The organism is Verrucomicrobium spinosum DSM 4136 = JCM 18804 (assembly GCF_000172155.1).
GTDB lineage: Bacteria > Verrucomicrobiota > Verrucomicrobiia > Verrucomicrobiales > Verrucomicrobiaceae > Verrucomicrobium > Verrucomicrobium spinosum.
In genome coordinates this window covers 6,374,476-6,393,137 of sequence record NZ_ABIZ01000001.1, presented here as the reverse complement: position 1 = coordinate 6,393,137, position 18,662 = coordinate 6,374,476, and the positions used below count along the sequence as shown (strand labels likewise).

Below are 18,662 nucleotides of genomic sequence, written 5' to 3'. Positions count from 1 at the left end.
CTGGGGTGACGTGAATTGACCGCATAAACGCCAACGCCATCAGGGAAAAGCTGGTCAGGTCGAAGATTCGCCTTTGGCGAACGAGCTGAGGGCTGAAAGCCCGGCATGATAGCAGCCTTGGGCAACGCCCAAGGTTGGCGTTGGTTATAGATGTTGAGGGCTGTAGGCCCGGGGGCATTCAGGAATGCTCGTCGTGGGCAGGATGGATGAGGCCGGGCCTTCAGCCCTCCGATTCTCTTTCAACCCCTAATCTGGGGCGCTGCCCCAGGCTGGTATGACTCCGGTCCGTTGGTCCTCAGTTTCATCATGCAACGGCGTTGATCGCTCTGCCCAACCTTTTCCCTGATGGCATTCGTCCCGAATGCGGGACGGTACTCCAACCCTGCTACGGACCCGAGATCGTAGTCCGGCTGTCCTCAGCCGGAGCAAAGGGGCGATATTCACTCACTCACCGCTGCCTACTTCCACAACAAATGCCCCTTCCCGCCCTCCTCGTACCGGATGACGAGGCCGGGCCTCGTGCCATCGCCCTTGCCATCCCAGAGGTGCATCTCGCCGCCGTCATCAAGCACAAAGCGGAGGGTGTACGCGCTCTTTGAGGTCTCGGCAGTTCCCTTGGTCAGAGAGTTCATGAACTGACTACTCACGCCATCGGGCGTGCCGAAGTGGGCAATCATCTTCTGAATGTCTGGCGCGCCCTGGTTTTCTTTAAAGTAGGCCTCTATCGCCGCCACGGTCCGATGCGCGCGCGCAGAGGATTTGGCTGTGTAAGCGGCAGGGATCTCAGGGCTCCAGTTCCACTTGGCGGTTTCAACGGCTCCTGCACCGCTGACGAATGACCCCAGGAGTGTGGCAAACACCAGCACCAAGACGAATACCGGACGGGGGAGTTTTTTCATCGCTGCTCAGATAAGATGCAGCTTTCGCGGCAAGCGTTCAGATGAATCACACCAGCCTGGACTGCGCGGACCTAAAATGACATGAACTGAACTGAACCGAACAGGTGGTACGCTGGCCGCACGCACCGCCGGGGGCCGCCGTGGCATCGGTCGCGCTCAAGGGAGTTTGGAAGCTGCCCGGGGAGCTCGGGGAGCGCACGCATCCCTGCGCGCTGTTCGCGGCATCTTGCCGCGAACGTCAGCCAGCACACAATATCGCATCCGCCTGATGTGGGGGTGTTATGGCGGTGGGAGAAAACGGATGTTGGCGGCCTTCCCGCCTCCAAGCGCACGACGGGTCTGTCCTTGCACCCAAATTGATCCCCGTCCGCGCAGGCACAAAAAAACCCTGCGTGGCACTAGCACACGCAGGGTTGAAACTTTTCTTCAAGTAAGCCGGGTCGCTTACGCGGAAACCGCAACGGCGTCCACGTTCACGCGACGGCCGTCCTGGTCAAAGCGCACCTTACCGTCCACAAGGGAGAAGATGGTGAAGTCTTTGCCAAGGCCGACGCCTGTGCCGGGCTTCCACTTGGTGCCGCGCTGGCGGCAGATGATGTTGCCGGCGATGACGGCTTCGCCACCAAATTTCTTGATGCCGAGACGCTTGCTCTGGCTGTCGCGTCCGTTCTTAACACTACCTTGACCTTTTTTATGAGCCATATCGGTTCCTTTCTCTCGTGAAGTGGGGTGGGGTGAGCTCGGTCGCGATTAGGCGTTGATCGAGGTGATCTGCACGCGGGTGATCAACTGGCGATGACCCTTGGTGCGGTGATAGCCTTTGCGGCGGCGGAACTTGAACGCAGTCACTTTGTCGGCGCGGTGCTGCTTGAGCACTTTGGCCTCGACGGTGGCACCGCTGATGAAGGGAGCACCGAAACGGATCGCTTCGCCTTCGCCGGCAGCGAGAACTTCGTTGAAGGTGACCACGTCGCCTTCACCGGCCACGAGCTTTTCGACGTCGAACTTGTCGCCGACGTTGACGCGGTACTGTTTGCCGCCGGTTTTGATGACTGCGTATGACATAAGCCTGGGAAACACTAATTAGAACCTCCAAAGGGTACGCGGAGGGCCGGGAGATTGGCACAGGGTGGGGGTGAGGGCAAGGAATTTTTGCAATTCACTGCTCATGACCCGGGGAAAACAAAGCCCATTTCGTCCAGTTGGGCACCAGGAAGCACCACACGGGTCTCAATGACGCCACCGGGCAGGATGGCACCAAAAACCAGGTCGCCCCTCTCGGAGCTCATGGCCAGGCTGGGCAGGAAGTGGCCGAAGCTGCCAGCCTTGTATCCCACCTGCAGGCCTTCTTCGCCGATGGGCATGTCGGGGTGGGGCACGCTCAGGGTCAGCAACGCCCCGGTGGCGGCGTCGTAGAGGGCCTTGGGCACCTCAGGGAGGGTGTTGACCCCGCCAGGGACGTCCGCAGTCTCAAGGATATGCAGCACAAAAGCTCCGGCCGGTGCCGTGTAGCCAGTGAGGCTGGCGGTATCGCCGATGACGACGAGCTTCTTCCCCTCCTGCACCACTACGTCCTGGGCGCGGGTGAAGACGGTCACGTCCTGGTGGTCGGGCAGGCCGGTGGTGAAGGTGGCGTGGAGCGGGTGGCTGGCTGGCAGCAGGCACAGGAGGCTGTCATCCTTCCAGATGAGGGCCGTGTGCAGCACCCGCAGGGTGTTCAGCTGGGTGATGCGGGCTTCCGTCTCGGTGAGCTTCCTGCCCTCCGCCGTGGTGTAGCCTGGGCGCTTTTGCACCGCCGCCCGGGCGGCAAAGGCTTCCGCCGCCAGCGCCAGAAGTTCCTGCCGCATGCGTTCCACCGTGGCCTCCTTGGCCGGGATGGGATGGCCGTACCACGTGCTCACCGCGTACCGGAAGGTGCGGGGGCGCTTGGTGAAGAAGCGGCCCTGGTCGAAGCTGAAGACACTGCCCCACAGACCATCGATCCACACCGGCTGCACCTTCACATCGCCACCCATGCGAGCCATGAGCTCGTAGCCCTTGTTGATCTGGTTCAGGTAACCGTTGCGGGTGAGCTGCCCCTCGGGGAAGAGCACCACCGCCTGCTCCGCTTTCAGGGAATCCGCCACGGTGCGGATGGCATCCTTTGCCCGGACCGGTGAGATGGGCACGGTGCCGAAGACCTGGAGCGCCCACTGGATCGCCTTGATCTCATAGAGCGACTCCAGAATGACGAAGCGCACCTTGCGTTCGCAGGTGGCCCCGATCATGAGGGCGTCCGTGTAGCTGGTGTGGTTGGGCAGGAGGAGGATTGCGCCCTTGTCTGGCGTGCGCTCCTCATGGTGGGAGCGCAGGCGGTACATGGCGACCACGATGGCGCGGCCGATGATCATGAGGAGGCTGCGGGGGAGCAGCTTGGTGATGAAGATGGCGGCTGCGATCGAGAGAGGCACCAGCACCAGGATTTGCCAGGCCGAGGGTACGCCGAAGTGAATCATGAGCTTCACCAGAACCATGTTCGCCACCACGCCGCCGATGCTGTCCATCAGGTTCATGGCGGAGAGGATGCGGGCCCTCTCATCTGGACGGGCTCGATCCTGCACGAAGGCGTAGAGCGGGGTCATGAAGGCACCTCCTGCCAGGCCAACACCGACGAGGGCCATGTAGATCCACGGGCTGACCGGGGCAAGGCCGGTCCAGAGCAGCGTTAGAGCCAGGCCGAAACCTGAGAGTGGAACGAGACCCAGCTCAAGTCGGCGCCGACAGATGGCAGAGGCGAGGAGGCTGCCCGCCATGACGCCGATGCCGAGCATGGCGGGCATCATGGACATGGCCTGGGTGGCTGCCGCGGGATCATTGGGGTGCAAGTCGTGGCTCAGCGTTACCAGGATGGCTCCCACCGTGTAGGACATGAACCAAAAGTAGGTGACCCCGATGGCGGCCAGCAGCAGCGGCCGCTGGGAGATGAGCAGCTTCATGTGGCCGAAGTGCTCGATCCACACCCCCTTGTGAAACTTGACGTCACGATGCTCCGGCGTGCGCATGATGAGCAGGGAGCCAAAGATCTGTACGATGGCCACGATGGTGACCACCACCATGGGGTGCCAGACGGCGTCCCAGGGATCCAGCCCCGACTTGAGCCGCAGGCTGAACCAGTAGCCTGCCACACCCATGCCGCCCAGGATGCCCATGAAATTGGTCAACTGGAGGATGCCGCTGGCAGAGCCGAGGCGACGGGAGCCGACGAGCTCCTTGGCAATACCCATCTTGGCCGGGCTGAAGAACGCCGCCTGGGTGGCCAAAAGGAAGAAGCAGCCCAGACTGAGCAACAGGGAGAGCTGGGCCTGCTTCAGCAACAACGTGGCGAGGAAGAAGGCGAAGATGATGACCTGCACCACCTGCATCCAGAAGATGACCTGCTGCTTGGAGAAGCGGTCGCTCAACCAGCCCGCCACCGGGGCGAAAATGATGTACGGCAAGGAGAAGATTGCCCCCAGATAAAGCTGCATGGAGGTGCCCAGGTCCGTCCCCTTCGCCACCACGCCGGCAAACGCGATCAACAGGATCTTGACGAAGTTGTCGTTGAACGCGTTGAGCGCCTGCACCGCGATCATCGCGGAAAACGAGCGGCTGTTGGCGGCAGGCAGCGTGGCGACCCCGTCCAGCTCCGGGGTGGCAGCGGCGTCTATGGAGGAAACCGGAGAAGAAGACATATCGAAACGGGAAAAGGGAAGGGGGAAAAGGGAAAAGCGGCTCCGCAGGATGGCAAAATCGTGGAATGAACGAGGCGCTCCAAGAGCTATTCTTCAGGTCTTTTGTCTTCAAGTCTTGTGTCTCCGGCGTAGCCGGAAAGCAACTGTGCCGCCAGCTCCAAATCCGCCGGGTAGGTGATCTTCGGATTTGGCGAAGGATTGTCCTGCACCTGGACGGGCACACCCAGGTGCTGCACGGCGGAGACTTCGTCCGTGACCAGCAGGCCGTCCAGGATGACGCGCTCATAGGCGGTGCAGAGCAGTTCGCGGTCAAACACCTGCGGCGTTTCCATGATCCAGGCCCCCTCGCGGGGAATGCTGCCCTCGATCACACCCTGGGAGTTCACGCGCTTGAGCGTCTCCACCACGGGGCGGGCACAGGCCACGGCCTGCACCTCCCGGGCCCGGGTGATGCAGGCGGAAATCTGCACCGGAGTGATGAGGGGCCGGGCCCCGTCATGCACGGCCACGATGGTGGTGCCCGGCGGTAGTTTCCTGAGGCCCTCATGCACGCTCAGGTGCCGCTCCGCGCCGCCCTCGCTCAGGGTCACCGGCTTGGTGAAGGCGCCCTCCGCCACCCACGCGGTGACCAGGGGGCGGGTGGCATCGCCCACCACCACGAGCACGTCATCCACGTCCGGACAGGCATCAAACGCCGCCAGCGTCCAGCGCAGCACCGGCTGGCCGAGCAACTCCGCCGTCAGTTTGTTAAACCCCATGCGCCGACTGCTCCCCGCTGCCACGATGATGGCGGTGGTTCTGGGTCGCGCAGTGGAATGGGGGCTGGCGGGCATTTCAGTGGGCAGTGGGCAGTGGGCAGTGGGCAGTGGGCAGTGGGCAGTGGGCAGTGGGCAGTTCGGGGTTCGAGGAGTCCTTGGTTGCGACCAGCGTTGCAACCAAGAACCAAGAACTCTTAACTCAGCCTTTTCGAGACCTCGGTGCTGATTGCCTTGTTGTCGGCGCGGCCTTCGCTGCGCTCCTGAACGAGTTTCATGACCTTGCCCATGTCCTTTTTGGAGGCGGCCCCGGTTTCGGCGATCGCGTCTTCCACCAGCTTGATCAGGTCGGCCTCGCTCATGGCGGCGGGCAGGTATTTTTCCAGGACGGCCACCTCGGCCTTCTCGTTGTCCGCCAGGTCCGTGCGGCCGGCACCTTCATACTGGGAGATGGAGTCCTGGCGCTTCTTGATCTCGCGGCGGACCACCACCAGGGCCTCAGCGTCGTCCAGATCGCCATCGGCACCGTGTTTCTCAATGGCGGCGTACTTGATGGCGGACTTCAGGGCGCGGACAACGTTCAGGGCCACGGTGTCCTTCGCCCTCATGGCGGTCTTCATGTCTTCGGTGATGCGTGCAGAGATCTGGCTCATAGAGGGGATGTGTTCGACTGGATTGGGGAAGGAGGCAAATGGGAAGAAGGGTTCTTGGTGCGTTGTGCTTGGGTTCTTGGTGGGGGTGGCTCAGCTCATTGTAGAAGGGCCGTCCCGGCTCTCGTTCCGGGGGAGGCTGCTACACCGGGGCACCCAGGAAGGCCAGGTAGAGATCGTACAGCCGGCTCACGAACGGGAACTCCTGGCAGGCCCAGGCAATGGGGGTCAGGACGGAGTTCAGCCATTGCGGCGGAGTTGCGCCGAAATGGTGGAATACGACGAAGAGCCCCGGGCTCAGGAGATAGAGGATCAACAAACTGCCAACGCCCCAGAGCCAGGCCGCTCCCGAACTGGGTGGCGCAGATGAGGTGGGAGCATCAGGATCGCGCATGGGGGCGGGAGGCTAGGGATGCCCCGAGAGAGCTCTGAAATAGGCATCATAGGCGACCTTCACGGGCCCGAAATTCTCATAACACCACTCCAAGGGGTACAGAGCCATGCGAATCCATTCTGGAGGTGGCGGGCTGCCAGAACGCTGGTAGTACACCAAGACTCCCGGGCTGAGGATATACAACACCAGGGCCGCCAGGATGCCGCACACCCAGAATGTGGCGGCAGAGGATTCTCGCTCGTGGGAGAAGTCCGGGCCACTTTCAACGTGGGTGTCTTCAGGCTGGGGCTGCATGGCGGAACTGGGTTGGGTGGGTGGCGGTGGACAACTCGTTAACGGGGACGCCAGAGTTCCAGATACTTGCCATAGTACTTCTCGATGGGCTTGGAGTGTTTGCAGCACCAGGCAATCGGGGTGATGTACGCAATCACCCAAGCGGGCGGCATGGTGGACTTTCCATACACCGCGACCAGGGGACCAGGACTCAGGAGGTAGAAAATCAGCACTCCCACCACGCCCAACAGCCAACCGGATCCCCCTGAGCCAGACTGGGAGTTGGAATCAGCGTCGTGTTCACTCATGGCGGGATCCTCCCAATATGGCTCTTCACCTTCCAGTTAGCATCTTTTCAGGTCTCAGTCCCACTGTTTTTTCCAAGGAGTTCCGCCACGATCTGGCCGCCGCACAGCATGGGCAGGGAGTAGTGACCCTCCTCCGGCAGGATGGTGAGCGTGGCCTGGGGCAGACGTTTCACAAACCGTTCCACCAGGGCGGGCGGGATGTTGTTGTCCCGCGCCCCATGCCAGTAGCGCAGGGGGAATTGCACGCAGGCGAGGTCGATGCCCCAGTCGGAGGAGTAAATATTGCCATCGGTACTGACGGCTCTGGCCCCGGAGAGCAAGGACTCCCGGCCGGCACGGGTCATGATGCGGTAGAGCTCTGGATCGCTCATCGCCAGGCGGTCCCGGTCGCACTGTTGTTTCATGTACAACCGGGTGGCACTGTGGTTCTGAGGCAGCCCCAGGAACCGTGCAGCAACTGCCAGGCCCGGCCCCAGGAGCAGGGGAGTGTACCTCTGCCCCCAGAGTGCCAGCTTGTAGGTCCACATCAGTTCCTGCGTGCCCACGAGCTTCAGCGGGGGCGCTCCGCAGATGACTCCTGCGCTCAGCAGTCGCTCAGGCATTGCATGCGCCACTGCCAGCACATATGGCCCGCCACCCGACACTCCCAGGACATGGAATTTCTCCGCCTGCACGTGGTCCGCCAATTCCTGCATCACAGGCGGCCAGTCCAGGAGCTGCCGCCCGGGTTGAAAATCCGACTTGCCCAGCCCCGGACGGTCACATGCAATGATGCGCAGCCCGTGCTTCACGCCGGAAGAATGAAACAACTCCCCCTGAAGCCGCGAGCCTGGCCAGCCGTGAAAATAAAGCAGAGGCACCCCGGCCGGGTCCCCGTACTCTTCATAGGCAAGCTTTCGCCCAGACTGGAGCGTAAGAAAAGGCATTTCGGTAATTCAGTAATTCGGTGATTCAGTAATCCTGTGGGCGATGGGCGGGAAGTTGTACAGGGTACAGTCTTCAGCCTGCGGAAGCTGTATCTAGGTTCGATGTAAGCAGAGTTCCTTTTCAATCAGTTCGTCCAGTGAAGGCTCGAACATTGAAGTTTGAAGTTTGGCTTTTGAAGATTTTCCTCACGTCTTAAACTCTTGTGTCTTTCCCGTAGCGAGCCCTGAGCCACGCATGCGCGGGCAGGTAGCAAACCACAAGAAGCGTGACCATCCAGGAGATGAGATAGAGCCCCGGGGCCATCCAGGTCTGCGCCTTGGTTTCAGAGATGCCATACACGTAGTTTACATTCACTGCATCATGGCTCCCCGCCGGGACCTCCCCTGGAGCTGGCAGCAGAAAGAAGCCCACCAGGCAGAGGACAACCGCCACCGTCGTCCAGGCCTTGAGCGCCCGTCGATCATACCCCAGCTTCGCCACGATGAAAAGCAACATAAACGGCAGCCAGCCATGGAAGAGGGACAGGAGCCGCAGGTAGAGCGGCTTGTTGGCGTCGAACATGTAGTTGGTCATGCCCGCGTAGTTGAACCCCACCAGATGCAGCACCAGATCCACGCACCACAACAGTTGCGGCACCAGCACCCCCACCGCTGCCATGGAGGCGTAGATCGGTCGCTCCGTCCACACCGCCGCCAGGGCCAGGAACAACGCCACATCACAGAAGTAGAGAAAGTTCGCGGGTCCGTAGTGCACCCAGTAGATCGGCACCAGCACCGCCATGAAGGCGGTGAAACCCCACCGAAGCGTCGCGGGGAGTTTCCATCGGGCGGATGCAGACGCAAGGTCAGAGACTTGAGGCTGGGACGGGGGCGGGGAGGTGTCGATGGACCTGGCTTTCATGAGTCGCAAGTAGCTTCCACACCCGTTCACTGGCGAATTGATAAAACCCCAGGTTGTATTGATCACGTCAATGATGCCTGCGTCAATGGTGCCTGCGTCGAGGGGGGCAGACGACATGAGGCGGGGTGCGGGGCGTCGGTTTCAGCATACGTGAGTCGCATGACGAAAACGTTTGCATGATTTGCTCGCGAACGAGCGGGATGCCGGTAGCACGCACAACCGGGACAGCTGTTTCATCGGTAGCTGTGCCCGTTTTGCTGCGTTTGCCTTGCCAATTTCGCGGAGGGATGTCAGTTTTGTGTGTATCACATCATGAATCCCAATCCTGCTCGACCGACCGACATTGAGGTTCCATTCCCGGCGGGGATGGCTCGTGCAAACTGCTATCTTCGTTTTCTCTATCTCATGGCAATCACTGCTGGCGCGGCTCTGGCATGCTGGCATGACGATATTGAGCCTGTTTTGCGGTTCATGGCATACTTGGTGCAGATCGCAGTTTTGACCGTCCTGGGCAGACATGCCGGAGTGTGGCCGCGACGGACGCTCTCGGAGAGAGGTGCATGGTGTTTCGCTGGGCTGCTGGTGACTGCATTGGTCTTCAAGGTGTTTTTCCTTAATCATAGGTATGTATTTCTAGCCCAAGATCATCCTTGGTTGCCAGACAAGCCCATGATGCTGCTGTTTTGGGTGGGGGCAGGGCTTTGGTGGCGTTGGAGTTGCAACAATGAACAGGGTGTTGTCCGAACTTGAACCGGCGGGACGCCGGTAACACGCACAACTGGGACGGCTGTGTCCCTTCCTCTCCTCTGGCGGGAGCGGAGCGGGTTGGAGTTCCGCTTTTAAGCGGTCAGAGCGTATGACGACTGATGCCACCGCGAGTTTGCACTCTGCGATATGCCCAGTGCCATTCACTTCTCGTCAGGGTCACAGGCGGAGATGTGTGAGGCGGGCAGGCTTGACGAGGTCGCGTCTTCAGCCTTCTTTAATTTTTTTGACTGCCAACCCTGAACGTTGTCCAAGTCTTCCCTGAAGTCGGACTTTTTGTCCTGATGAACTTTGGCGAGACGTTGAGGATTCACCACCCTTCCGCAGGCGCCGCGGTCCCATCATCCGCAATCTGAACGGGCCGCAACCTTGCCCGGATTAACCGCAACGTTTCGGCATCCCACGTCACTTCCAACAGTGCCCCGCGGCTCCATTCGCGCGTGGGGCCGGGGCCATCGAACACCAGATTCCCCAAGGACCAGGCGACGCTGCCGCCCCAAAGGTGCTCCAGTGGCTGAACCACATGGGGGCCTGTGCCGACAACCAGATGCGCGCCCGCATCCAGCCAGGCTGCGGCAAGGGCTCGCTGCTCAACAGTGGGCGTGTGGGTGTGTTCCCGGCCCCAGTGGGGCATGATGACAATAAGATCCGACTTTGCCCGTGTTGCCGCGATGGCTTTCATGAGGGCATCGGAAGAGGCGGTGGTGGCGATCATGGGGCCTTCATTGCGCGAAGGAGTGGTCCCCTCATCATCATACACGGAGAAGAGGGCCATCTTCAGTCCTTGGGCTTCCAGGATGAGTGGTTGCAGGGAGGCTTCGCCCGATGTTCCTGCGCCGCAGTGTTTCAGCCCGGCTTCATCGAGGAGGGAAACTGTTGTCTGTAGCCCTGCTGCGCCGCGGTCCATGGAGTGATTATTGGCCAGGGTCACGGCGTCCACGCCCATTTCCTTGAGCAACCGGGCCGCACGGGCTGGCGCCGAGAGCGGAGCTTTGGCATCTGGGCTGGCACCTTGGGGCAGCAAGGCGCACTCAAGATTGATCACGGCGAGGTCGGCGGCGCTCAGCGGGGTGTTCAAGGAGGCCAGGGGATTGTTTCCTCGATTCAGCGTCTCTGCTGCCCGGCGGCCCAGCATCACATCCCCTCCAAAAACGGTCGTGAGTGTCTTTTTGGATTGGCGCAGCTGCAGGATCTTCGGAACAGGGCGGCCCTGCTTCAACTCGCCCAAGGGAAGCACGGCAGCGGTTCCCTCAAGCTGGTGCACCAGGAGGTCGGCATCGTTGAGCTCGCCAAGAGGCGGGAGATCCTGCCACAGTGCGGCGGCATGGGCACCAAAGTCGATCACGCAGCCCTTGTCGCTCTCCACGGGCCCCTGCCAGGGTTCAAGGAATTGCCGGAGGTCTCTCGGGCTGCCCCAGGGCAGACGCCAGCCTTGCGCGTGAAATCCCGCGATCAGGAAGTTGGCGCAATCTGCGCCCCAGCCGGTCTCCGGCCCTGAGCGCTGGCCATCTTGAATCCAGGTGGAGCCAAAGATGTAAGGCAGGACGAACTGCTCGCTCCAGGCGGCGTGGAGACCACTGGAGCCGTTTGCTTTCACGCGCAGAGTCAGGACGTTGCTGAATCGCGATTCACCATCGCGGATGACCTCCGCATAGATCGGGACGGTGCCGCAGTGATGGTGCGGATCCAGAAAGGGCCTCAACGCGGCGACATCCAACTCTCCCAGAACGGTGCCCTCAGCGATCAATCTGGGCTGTTGCTGAATCCAGCGAGGGGCCTTGCTGGCAAACCCAAAGTCCACATCAGTGACGCGGTACACGGATTTTTCCGGCTGCAGGGCCCACCAGCGCACCCGTGCACCGGTGGGGGCAGGGTTCATGGTGACAACGGCTGATTGACCGGCCTCAAGCCGGTAGCTGCCGTCTGGCTCCCGGGGGCGATCGGACATGGAAATGTCAGGCAGAAACGAGTCAGCCCTCCAGTCGGTCAGCATTCCTTCCAGCCGTGGCCGCTCGTATTCTGTGTGAGCTGGTCGCCACCGTTGCAGAGCCTTGGTGCGAAGAGCCAACGAGGCTTTACTGAGGTCGAACGACGGCATCTGTTCTCCCTTCCGCTCCCTGAGCCTCGCCATCATTGAGCGATCAGAGCCTGTGATGGCGAAGGGTTCCCAGCGCACCTCGGCATTGGAGATGCGCCAGCTCTCGTCCAGAGCCGCGTGCAGCAGCTTGTCTGCCTGTTCGGGGGACTTGAGCCAGGGGGTGGAGAGGGCCCAGCAGAGGGCCTTGAGGCCGCGTTTGTCGAGCACCGATGTCACGACCTCGTGAACCTCGGGTGCGAGCTTTTCATCTGGCAGCGCGGCGAAGTAATCCAGGTCGATGCTGGCGATGAAGGGGCGCTCGATCGGCCAGGCACCGGATTCTGCCTGCCATTGCTCGAAGTCCAGGGTTCGAAACTTGGGGGCAAGGGGGCCGGCATCGCGGGGCAGACCTTCCTCATGCGCATCCAGATACTCGCGGGCATCTTGTTCCAGCCTCGCGCGTTCTTCCGCGGGCAGCCTGCGTGCCGAGACCCAGATCACCTCCGCAATCGGGGCGGGCATCAGCGGCTCGATCCAGTTGAAGCACTGGATGGCGCCCTGCCGCCGCCAGCGTTGCAGCCGGGCGGCTCTGTCTTCCACAGAGGGCACCTTGCGAATGGCCTCACGGATCCGATCCGAATTGGCGATGGCCGAGGCATCGCTGTGGGCGTCGAACAGCACCAGGGTGTGCGGTTCGTTCAGCGGAAGCGTCTGGGCGAGGAAATAGAAGCTGCCTGCATGGGATTCCTCGATCCAGACAGGGAGCGACGGGGCTGCCGCGTGGAGGAGGTTTGCGCACGTCAGTGCCGCACAGGATAAAAACAGGCGAGAGGGTTGGCGCAGAACCGATGGAATGATCTTGGTCACCTTGTTGGAGAGAGCTTGGGGGCCTTGGAGAGAGGGGTGACCAATACGATGTCGGTCAGGCAGGTGTCGTCGAACTGGGTGCCCTTGTACACTTCGGCAATGGTGAGCTTGATCGTCTTGACGGCGCTGTTCGGCTGCGGCAGGTCAAAATAATAGTGCTCAGTGGTGAGACGTTCGTCCGGTACGGAGACTGAGAAGGGCTTGCCGCCATTCACGCTCACATCGAGTCGTTTGATCCGATTGTTAGCCTCATAGAGCTGCTGGTCTTTGGCGTAGCCATTGACCAGCCCGACTCTGGCCACCTTGCCCGGTTTGGGCAGGGTAAGGGTCACTGCTTCTCCGATGCCAGGGTCAGGAGCACCTTCGACCCAGCAGGTTTTGCGAGAGAAGTCCCTGAGTGCTTCGGCGGCAAAACTGAGCGAACCCTCGGGAGGGAGGGTGGATGTGGCATCGATTTGGTAATCCTTTGAATGAACTTCCCAGCGTCCGCCGCCGTCGCGAGGGCTGTCTCCCCTACACACATAATAAGCGGTAGATGCATTTTTTTGATCGCTGGGATCAACGAACATCACGTCATCGGGGATGGCGCAAGCAGGAGAAGTGATGACCGTCAGGTCATCTTCGAGTGTCGGCTCCAAGTCAGAGAACCTCCAGATCCAACGGTTGCCATCTTTTGTAAATCGTTTGGGATGGCTGAACTCGACTTGCCCGGCATCCACTGAGACTGGATTGATGATCACCGTGCCTTGAGTGATTGGTCCGGCCCAGGAAGCGGCGCTTGAGAACACATAGGACAAGCTGGTGGCGCTCCGGCTCCACCCACTCGAGATCGCTGTGACAAACGCCGCATAGGGGTTGCGGTATTTAACGATCAGGCGTCGCGTCTGCCCCTTTTTGAAGTCCAGTTTGAAGACATGCCACGCTTTAATAGTGGTCCGGTTGTCCGAAGGTCCCCCAATCGTTTTGCCGCCCAGCTTGAGGTTGTCAGCAACGGTGGAGACTTCCAGAGGCGTGCCGTCGGAGGCGAGATGGAAGTTCTCCAGCTTCACCAATGTTTCAAAGGGAGTCTTCACAAGAGAATTTACTCCCCACCTCAAGTCATTCACTGCAGAGGGGAATCCCGCTTCGACGGTAACTTTCGGCCCCGGATTGTGCAGGACGTATTCGATGCGAACTTCTGCATATTCGATGTGGAGATCGATTTCGAGATGCTCGGATAGCATTTCCACCTGCTCAACCCCGAAGGGCTTGAAGGCACCTGTGGACAGCAACCCTTGCGAGTAACCTCCGCCATTGCCATGAGCCGATGTCACTATGAGGCTGAAAGCGCCGAACAATAGTGCACTCCACAAACGGCACGTGCGGTGCAAGATTCCCATTGTTTGAAAGGGCGTATGCACGTTTGTCACCGCGAAGCCCGGATCTTTGGCTCTTTCTCCAACGGGGACACCAGCACCACTTCCGAGAGGGCGGTGTCGCTGTACTTCGTGCCCTTGTACACGGCAGCGATGGTGAGCTTCACGGAAATTACAGGCTCGGTGGGGGCAGGCAGGTCAAAGTAGAAGAGCTCGGAGGTGAGACGCTCATCAGGAACTTCCACCGGAAAGCTCTTCCCGCCATTGATGCTCACATCCAGCCGGGCCACGCGGTTGTTCTTGAGGTAGATGTCCTCCGACTTGGTGTAGCCGTTGGCCATCCCGATTCGGCTGAGCTTGGCGGGTTGCGCCAGCGTGAGCGTCACGGATTCGCCAATGCCATCGCCCTTGGCACCTTCGACCCACGCCGTGCTCCCGCTGTCAGAGTCGTCTTCAGCGAGAAGCTGGGGATCATAGCGGAGCCCGCTGCCCGGAGTGAGGGTGGAAGACGCGGTGGCCTTGTAGTCGTAGCGATGCAACTCCCACTTGCCGCCCATCTTGCCCTCGTAGTTCTTGACGGCACCCCATCCCACATACTCGGTGCGGCTGTAGTCTTCGACCTCGCCGTTGGGGTTCTGGTTGTAAACGGATTGCCCGAAGCACAAGGGGCGCGTGGTGATGACGAGATCGTCCTCCAGGGTGGGCTCGAAGTCTGTGAAGAGCCACCGCCAGGTGTTGCCGTCCCTCTCGAATCGCTTGGGATGGCTGAACTGGATCAGTTCTGGATTGGCCGTCACGGCCTTCACCGTCACGCTGCCTTGTTTGATGGGACCATTCCACGCGCCGGCACTGGAGAAAAGATACGTCAATGTCAGGGGGCTGATCCGGCTGTCGTCAGACACATACATGTAGCTGCCGAAGTAGGGATTGCGGTACTTCACAGTGACCTTGCGGGTCTGCCTTTGGGCGAAGTCCAGCTTGAAGATGTGCCAGGCTTTGACTGTGATGCCGCCATCCTCACCATCGGATGGAAGGGACTCCACTGAATCGAGCTTCAGGTCGTCGGGCTTGATGGTGGTTTTCACCGACTTGCTGTCGGCTTTCAGTTCAAACGCCTCCAGGGGCAGCTTGGTCGCGAGCCGTTTCATCGTCATGGGCTCCGCATCCACCTCGCCGTAGGGATCCACAGCGATCGCTGAGGGGAACCCCGCTTCCACCGTGACCTTGGGACCGGGATTGTGCAGGACGTACTCGATGCGAATCTCGGCGTGCTCGATGTGCAGATCGATGTCGAGTTTCTCAGACAACATCTGGACCTGCTCAATGTTCAGCGGTTTGAAAGCCCCGCTGGAGGCCAGACCTTTGACGTAGCCTCCCCCGTTGCCGAGGACAGGAGTCGCAAATTGCAGGGCCACAAGACCTGCGCCCAAGACGAGACGAAGCCACTTACGCGTGTGCATGACACTACACGTAAGGGCAGCGGCTGATATGGCAAAGAGAAAAGGCTGACGTCCGAGGCATCAGGCGGCAGGGGCGGGCTCAGGAGCAGGTGTCGCAACCGCACCCGCCTCCTTGGCCTCGGTCGTGGCATTCTTCACCTCGAACTCGCGGCACCAGCCTTTGATCTCCAGGTCGTTGAAGATCTTGCCGATCACCCGACGGAGGAGCCCCTTGAGGTTGGCGTTGTCCACGCCTTGAAGGCTGCGTACGGCCTGTTCCTTGTAGCTCTCCAGCAGGAGCATGGCCTTCTCATGGGCGGTGCTGGATTCTGCCCAGGCGCGGATCGTGGCCTTGTCAGGAGATTCCTTGAGCTCGCCATTCCAGAGCCTCTCCATGGTGTCTTTGATCTCTCCCTTGCCGCGCTCGCGGATGAGGGCCAGCACGATGCTGGGGCGGATGGCGACAGTGTTGTCCGTGGCAGAGTCGTCGCCCAGATCATCAAGGTCGTCATGGATCTGGTAGGCGATGCCGAGAGCCTCGCTGTACTCATGAAGAGCCTCTTCCACTTCATCGAGACGGCCGCTGAGGGCAGCGCCGATCTTGAGGGCCACTTCAAAGGCCGGTGCGGTCTTGCTGCGGAAGATCTCCAGCACCTGGGTGCTGCTCAGCGCCACGGGATGATTGTTCCAGAGGAGCTCGGCACCCTGGCCACGGCAGAGCTCGCGCTGGCCTTCCGCAGCGATCTTCAGCATGGCTGTGCGGTAGTCCGCACGGACGTTGGAGTCGGCCAGCAGGCGGTATCCTTCGCCGATGAGGAGGTCGCCCACGTTCAGGGCCACTGGCATGCCGTGCTCCGCATGGAGGGTGGCTTCTCCGTAGCGCTGGGCATCGTTGTCCTCGATATCATCGTGAACGAGGGAGGCTTTGTGGAAGCACTCCACGGCAATGGCCGCTTTCTTGAGGTCATCGCTGAGCGGACCTTCGGGATCTTCGCGCAGGGCCTGATACGATGCCACTGTGAGGAAGGGACGCCAGCGGTTGCCGGCGCGGGCCAGCCATTCGCGGGCGATTTCCTCGGTCCGGTCGTGCGGTTTGCCGAGGAGGGCATCGAGGCTCTCGCGGGTGAACCACTCGCGCACATCCTCGTGCAGCTTGTTGAGGTTCAGGCGGCGGGTCTTGTCCTCACTGGTGAGGTGGATGTAGTCCCACACCCAGTCAATGTCCACGGTGGTGTCGATGCAGTCGTCCTGGAGCAGGGGCACGGCCACGGCCGGGATGGCGGCGGCTTCCACATAGGGGAAGGTGCGCTCCAGCACGGGAAGGCAGGAGATGCCCACGATGGCCTCGATCTTGCCGGTCTGGATGAGGCTCATGACGATGGCGGACCCTTCAGCCACGAGGACGGCGTAGCCGAGCTTCTCCGCCTCATTTTGGAAGTCCTGGATGGTGCAGAGGCCGCACTGCTTGCAGAGCAGGCCAAATTCGTCAAACGGGGCCGGGCACTTGCTCTCCACCCGCAGGCACTTGGGCATGAGGAGCAACCGTTTCTCGTAGGGGATGGTGGCCAGCGTTTCACGCCAGAGCTCATTGCTCAGGAGCACCCCAATGTAGTCGCGATAGATCGGGTTGAAGTTGTTGTCGGCCACGATCTTCTCCGCGTGGTAGCGCATCTCATCCAAGGGAGCCGGTGGGACGAGCTTGGCGGTCTCCAGATACTTGCGGATGGTGCCCAGGATGTGATCCCGCTCGACCTTCGTCTGCGGGATGTTTTTTTTAGGCTGGCGGAAACGCCGTACCGTGATGGGCACTGCGGGCGGGAGCTGGGCGGAGCGGACGGCGACCGTGGACATGGCGGGGGAGTCAGGCAAAAAGGGGAGATGAAGCGGCTGTTACGTTTACGAACCGGAGCACCGCCTTGTCTTAACCGTTTTGAGATGAGGTTGTCTTGCAGAAAGTCATGGCAAATGCGGGCAAATGAGGCATGGGCTGGATCGGTCTGAAATTGTCCAACTTTGCCCATTTTTTGCTAAGGGGGCCAATTGGACCGTCGTTCTTGTTCCGCCCATGAAATTCATTTTGCCTGCCGCCCTCGTCGCTCTCCCCGCCGCTGCCGTCCATGCGGTGGACTTCAAGCGTGACATCCAGCCCATCTTGAAAGCCGAATGTTACAAGTGCCACTCTGAGGAGTCGGGCAAGGAAAAGGGGGGATTCGTCTTCGACAATCTGGAGCGTTTTGCCAAGGACATTGGGCCTGGCCGCACCATTGAGCCCGGCAACCTGAAGGAGAGCCACTTCTACACGACGCTGGTGGTGGAGCTGGATGACGATGCCCACATGCCACCCAAGAAAAATCTGGCGGAGGCGAACATCGCCAAAATCAAACAGTGGATTGAAGAAGGGGCCTCTCTGGATGGCAGCAAAAAGCCTGCCGCACCTTCGACGGCGGCAGCCATGCCTCCACCTGCGGCGATCCAAAACTGGACCAATACCGAAGGCCGGATCATTCAAGCGACCATGCTCAAGCTGGACGGCGAGAACGTCGTGCTCCGCATGGCCAACGGGCAGGTGTACAACTACCCTCTCAGCAAGCTTTCCCCGGAAAGTCAGGCTCAGGCCAAGGCCGGGTTGAAGTAAGATTGCCCTCCTTCCACCCTACTGTGCGGCTCGCCCAGAACGGGGCGGGCCGTTTTTTGAACACGGCCAGGCGGAGATTACAGGCCCGGTGGATGCCGCAATTGATATCCCTTGAAAGAACGTGCCGTGGGGCGCCAGCGCGGGCCGTCGCCTCGTCCGGCCCCAAAGTCGCTCGTGTCCAGACGCAGACCGCAGACGGACATGAACACGTGGCCATCCTTCACGAAGAGGGTGATGTAGCGGCCGGGACCGGGGGCCCCGTAGTTGCGAAACTGGGTGGAGGCCAGGGGACCCCGCAACAATCCCGCGTGGTAGAGCACATAGGAAACCGTGCCCGAGCAGTCGTAGCCGCGATCATGCAGCACCCGGTGTCCTCCCCCGTACCGATACGGTTTGCGCTGGAGAGAGTTGGCAGCAGCTACGGCGTGGTGGACGGCCTTGGGTACGGACGCAGGTGCAAAGGCGAGCCGCCCATTGTATTCCAAGTACTCCCGCGCCCATGTGGACTGGAATGCGGACGGCAGGAAGACCATGAGCAGCGCAATCGGCCACCACGAAGTGACGCGGCGGAGGCTGGAGATTGGGAGTGCAGGCTTGGAGACCATAACCGTATGGAGATGGTGCAATAATAACCCTGTTTACCATAAATACAATAAAATAATTCAGTGGTGTAAACTAATATGGCGTTGCGGATGGATAGGGGGCGCG

At 60.7% G+C, this 18,662-nt stretch carries 18 protein-coding genes; 2 read left to right on the top strand and 16 right to left on the bottom strand.

The window, feature by feature from the left end:
- Window positions 1–458 precede the first annotated feature (458 nt).
- The 11 genes from VSP_RS26110 to VSP_RS37485 all read right to left on the bottom strand — a co-directional run bounded on the left by VSP_RS26110 (window position 459) and on the right by VSP_RS37485 (window position 8,933).
- Window positions 459–899: a hypothetical protein gene (locus tag VSP_RS26110; RefSeq protein WP_009964413.1), complete on the bottom strand. Its 441-nt coding sequence runs from the start codon at window positions 897–899 to the stop codon at window positions 459–461.
- Between the two features lie 444 nt (window positions 900–1,343).
- Window positions 1,344–1,601, bottom strand: a complete 258-nt coding sequence (gene rpmA / locus VSP_RS26105) for a 50S ribosomal protein L27 (RefSeq protein ID WP_009964412.1) — start codon at window positions 1,599–1,601, stop codon at window positions 1,344–1,346.
- A gap of 48 nt (window positions 1,602–1,649) precedes the next feature.
- Window positions 1,650–1,964, bottom strand: a complete 315-nt coding sequence (gene rplU / locus VSP_RS26100) for a 50S ribosomal protein L21 (RefSeq protein WP_009964411.1) — start codon at window positions 1,962–1,964, stop codon at window positions 1,650–1,652.
- 101 nt (window positions 1,965–2,065) lie between these two features.
- Window positions 2,066–4,609 carry an MFS transporter gene (locus tag VSP_RS26095; protein WP_009964410.1) on the bottom strand — a complete coding sequence of 848 codons (2,544 nt, stop codon included), beginning with the start codon at window positions 4,607–4,609 and terminating at the stop codon, window positions 2,066–2,068.
- Window positions 4,610–4,695: 86 nt separating this feature from the next.
- On the bottom strand, window positions 4,696–5,442 hold the full coding sequence (gene ispD / locus VSP_RS37495) for a 2-C-methyl-D-erythritol 4-phosphate cytidylyltransferase (protein WP_009964408.1): 747 nt from the start codon (window positions 5,440–5,442) through the stop codon (window positions 4,696–4,698).
- Between the two features lie 119 nt (window positions 5,443–5,561).
- Window positions 5,562–6,017: a GatB/YqeY domain-containing protein gene (locus VSP_RS26085; RefSeq protein WP_009964407.1), complete on the bottom strand. Its 456-nt coding sequence runs from the start codon at window positions 6,015–6,017 to the stop codon at window positions 5,562–5,564.
- Between the two features lie 139 nt (window positions 6,018–6,156).
- Window positions 6,157–6,408 (bottom strand): hypothetical protein, encoded by a 252-nt coding sequence (locus tag VSP_RS26080; protein WP_009964406.1) that lies wholly within the window; start codon window positions 6,406–6,408, stop codon window positions 6,157–6,159.
- A 12-nt stretch (window positions 6,409–6,420) separates the two neighbouring features.
- On the bottom strand, window positions 6,421–6,702 hold the full coding sequence (locus VSP_RS26075) for a hypothetical protein (protein WP_009964405.1): 282 nt from the start codon (window positions 6,700–6,702) through the stop codon (window positions 6,421–6,423).
- Between the two features lie 38 nt (window positions 6,703–6,740).
- On the bottom strand, window positions 6,741–6,989 hold the full coding sequence (locus VSP_RS26070) for a hypothetical protein (protein WP_009964404.1): 249 nt from the start codon (window positions 6,987–6,989) through the stop codon (window positions 6,741–6,743).
- A gap of 47 nt (window positions 6,990–7,036) precedes the next feature.
- Complete coding sequence (locus tag VSP_RS40070; RefSeq protein WP_009964403.1) at window positions 7,037–7,915, bottom strand: alpha/beta fold hydrolase; 879 nt, start codon at window positions 7,913–7,915, stop codon at window positions 7,037–7,039.
- A 193-nt stretch (window positions 7,916–8,108) separates the two neighbouring features.
- Entirely contained in the window at window positions 8,109–8,933 is an 825-nt protein-coding gene (locus VSP_RS37485) for a hypothetical protein (RefSeq protein WP_009964402.1), read from the bottom strand.
- A 195-nt stretch (window positions 8,934–9,128) separates the two neighbouring features.
- On the opposite strand from VSP_RS37485, the gene VSP_RS26055 reads away from it, so the two are divergent.
- Window positions 9,129–9,566 carry a hypothetical protein gene (locus VSP_RS26055; RefSeq protein ID WP_157211068.1) on the top strand — a complete coding sequence of 146 codons (438 nt, stop codon included), beginning with the start codon at window positions 9,129–9,131 and terminating at the stop codon, window positions 9,564–9,566.
- Between the two features lie 325 nt (window positions 9,567–9,891).
- Here VSP_RS26055 and VSP_RS26050 read toward each other — a convergent pair whose 3' ends face one another.
- The 4 genes from VSP_RS26050 to VSP_RS26035 form a co-directional block, all read right to left on the bottom strand.
- Window positions 9,892–12,525 carry a CapA family protein gene (locus tag VSP_RS26050; RefSeq protein ID WP_009964400.1) on the bottom strand — a complete coding sequence of 878 codons (2,634 nt, stop codon included), beginning with the start codon at window positions 12,523–12,525 and terminating at the stop codon, window positions 9,892–9,894.
- Window positions 12,522–13,838, bottom strand: a complete 1,317-nt coding sequence (locus tag VSP_RS26045; RefSeq protein WP_009964399.1) for an NADase-type glycan-binding domain-containing protein — start codon at window positions 13,836–13,838, stop codon at window positions 12,522–12,524. The genes VSP_RS26050 and VSP_RS26045 overlap by 4 nt, the downstream gene beginning before the upstream one ends.
- Before the next feature lie 92 nt (window positions 13,839–13,930).
- Window positions 13,931–15,340, bottom strand: a complete 1,410-nt coding sequence (locus tag VSP_RS40065; RefSeq protein ID WP_009964398.1) for an NADase-type glycan-binding domain-containing protein — start codon at window positions 15,338–15,340, stop codon at window positions 13,931–13,933.
- Between the two features lie 60 nt (window positions 15,341–15,400).
- Window positions 15,401–17,170, bottom strand: coding sequence for a polyprenyl synthetase family protein (locus tag VSP_RS26035; protein ID WP_009964396.1), 1,770 nt, complete (start codon window positions 17,168–17,170; stop codon window positions 15,401–15,403).
- 214 nt (window positions 17,171–17,384) lie between these two features.
- On the opposite strand from VSP_RS26035, the gene VSP_RS26030 reads away from it, so the two are divergent.
- Window positions 17,385–17,954 (top strand): c-type cytochrome domain-containing protein, encoded by a 570-nt coding sequence (locus VSP_RS26030; protein WP_009964394.1) that lies wholly within the window; start codon window positions 17,385–17,387, stop codon window positions 17,952–17,954.
- 77 nt (window positions 17,955–18,031) lie between these two features.
- On the opposite strand, the gene VSP_RS26025 is transcribed toward VSP_RS26030, so the two are convergent.
- On the bottom strand, window positions 18,032–18,559 hold the full coding sequence (locus VSP_RS26025; protein ID WP_009964393.1) for a C40 family peptidase: 528 nt from the start codon (window positions 18,557–18,559) through the stop codon (window positions 18,032–18,034).
- Window positions 18,560–18,662: the final 103 nt, after the last annotated feature.

Excerpts from the sequence above, each read along its gene's own strand:
- VSP_RS26110 (WP_009964413.1), bottom strand. The coding sequence starts at position 899 with ATGAAAAAACTCCCCCGTCCGGTATTCGTCTTGGTGCTGGTGTTTGCC.
- rpmA (WP_009964412.1), bottom strand. The coding sequence starts at position 1,601 with ATGGCTCATAAAAAAGGTCAAGGTAGTGTTAAGAACGGACGCGACAGC.
- rplU (WP_009964411.1), bottom strand. The coding sequence starts at position 1,964 with ATGTCATACGCAGTCATCAAAACCGGCGGCAAACAGTACCGCGTCAAC.
- VSP_RS26095 (WP_009964410.1), bottom strand. The coding sequence starts at position 4,609 with ATGTCTTCTTCTCCGGTTTCCTCCATAGACGCCGCTGCCACCCCGGAG.
- ispD (WP_009964408.1), bottom strand. The coding sequence starts at position 5,442 with ATGCCCGCCAGCCCCCATTCCACTGCGCGACCCAGAACCACCGCCATC.
- VSP_RS26085 (WP_009964407.1), bottom strand. The coding sequence starts at position 6,017 with ATGAGCCAGATCTCTGCACGCATCACCGAAGACATGAAGACCGCCATG.
- VSP_RS26080 (WP_009964406.1), bottom strand. The coding sequence starts at position 6,408 with ATGCGCGATCCTGATGCTCCCACCTCATCTGCGCCACCCAGTTCGGGA.
- VSP_RS26075 (WP_009964405.1), bottom strand. The coding sequence starts at position 6,702 with ATGCAGCCCCAGCCTGAAGACACCCACGTTGAAAGTGGCCCGGACTTC.
- VSP_RS26070 (WP_009964404.1), bottom strand. The coding sequence starts at position 6,989 with ATGAGTGAACACGACGCTGATTCCAACTCCCAGTCTGGCTCAGGGGGA.
- VSP_RS40070 (WP_009964403.1), bottom strand. The coding sequence starts at position 7,915 with ATGCCTTTTCTTACGCTCCAGTCTGGGCGAAAGCTTGCCTATGAAGAG.
- VSP_RS37485 (WP_009964402.1), bottom strand. The coding sequence starts at position 8,933 with ATGTCGTCTGCCCCCCTCGACGCAGGCACCATTGACGCAGGCATCATT.
- VSP_RS26055 (WP_157211068.1), top strand. The coding sequence starts at position 9,129 with ATGAATCCCAATCCTGCTCGACCGACCGACATTGAGGTTCCATTCCCG.
- VSP_RS40065 (WP_009964398.1), bottom strand. The coding sequence starts at position 15,340 with ATGCACACGCGTAAGTGGCTTCGTCTCGTCTTGGGCGCAGGTCTTGTG.
- VSP_RS26035 (WP_009964396.1), bottom strand. The coding sequence starts at position 17,170 with ATGTCCACGGTCGCCGTCCGCTCCGCCCAGCTCCCGCCCGCAGTGCCC.
- VSP_RS26030 (WP_009964394.1), top strand. The coding sequence starts at position 17,385 with ATGAAATTCATTTTGCCTGCCGCCCTCGTCGCTCTCCCCGCCGCTGCC.
- VSP_RS26025 (WP_009964393.1), bottom strand. The coding sequence starts at position 18,559 with ATGGTCTCCAAGCCTGCACTCCCAATCTCCAGCCTCCGCCGCGTCACT.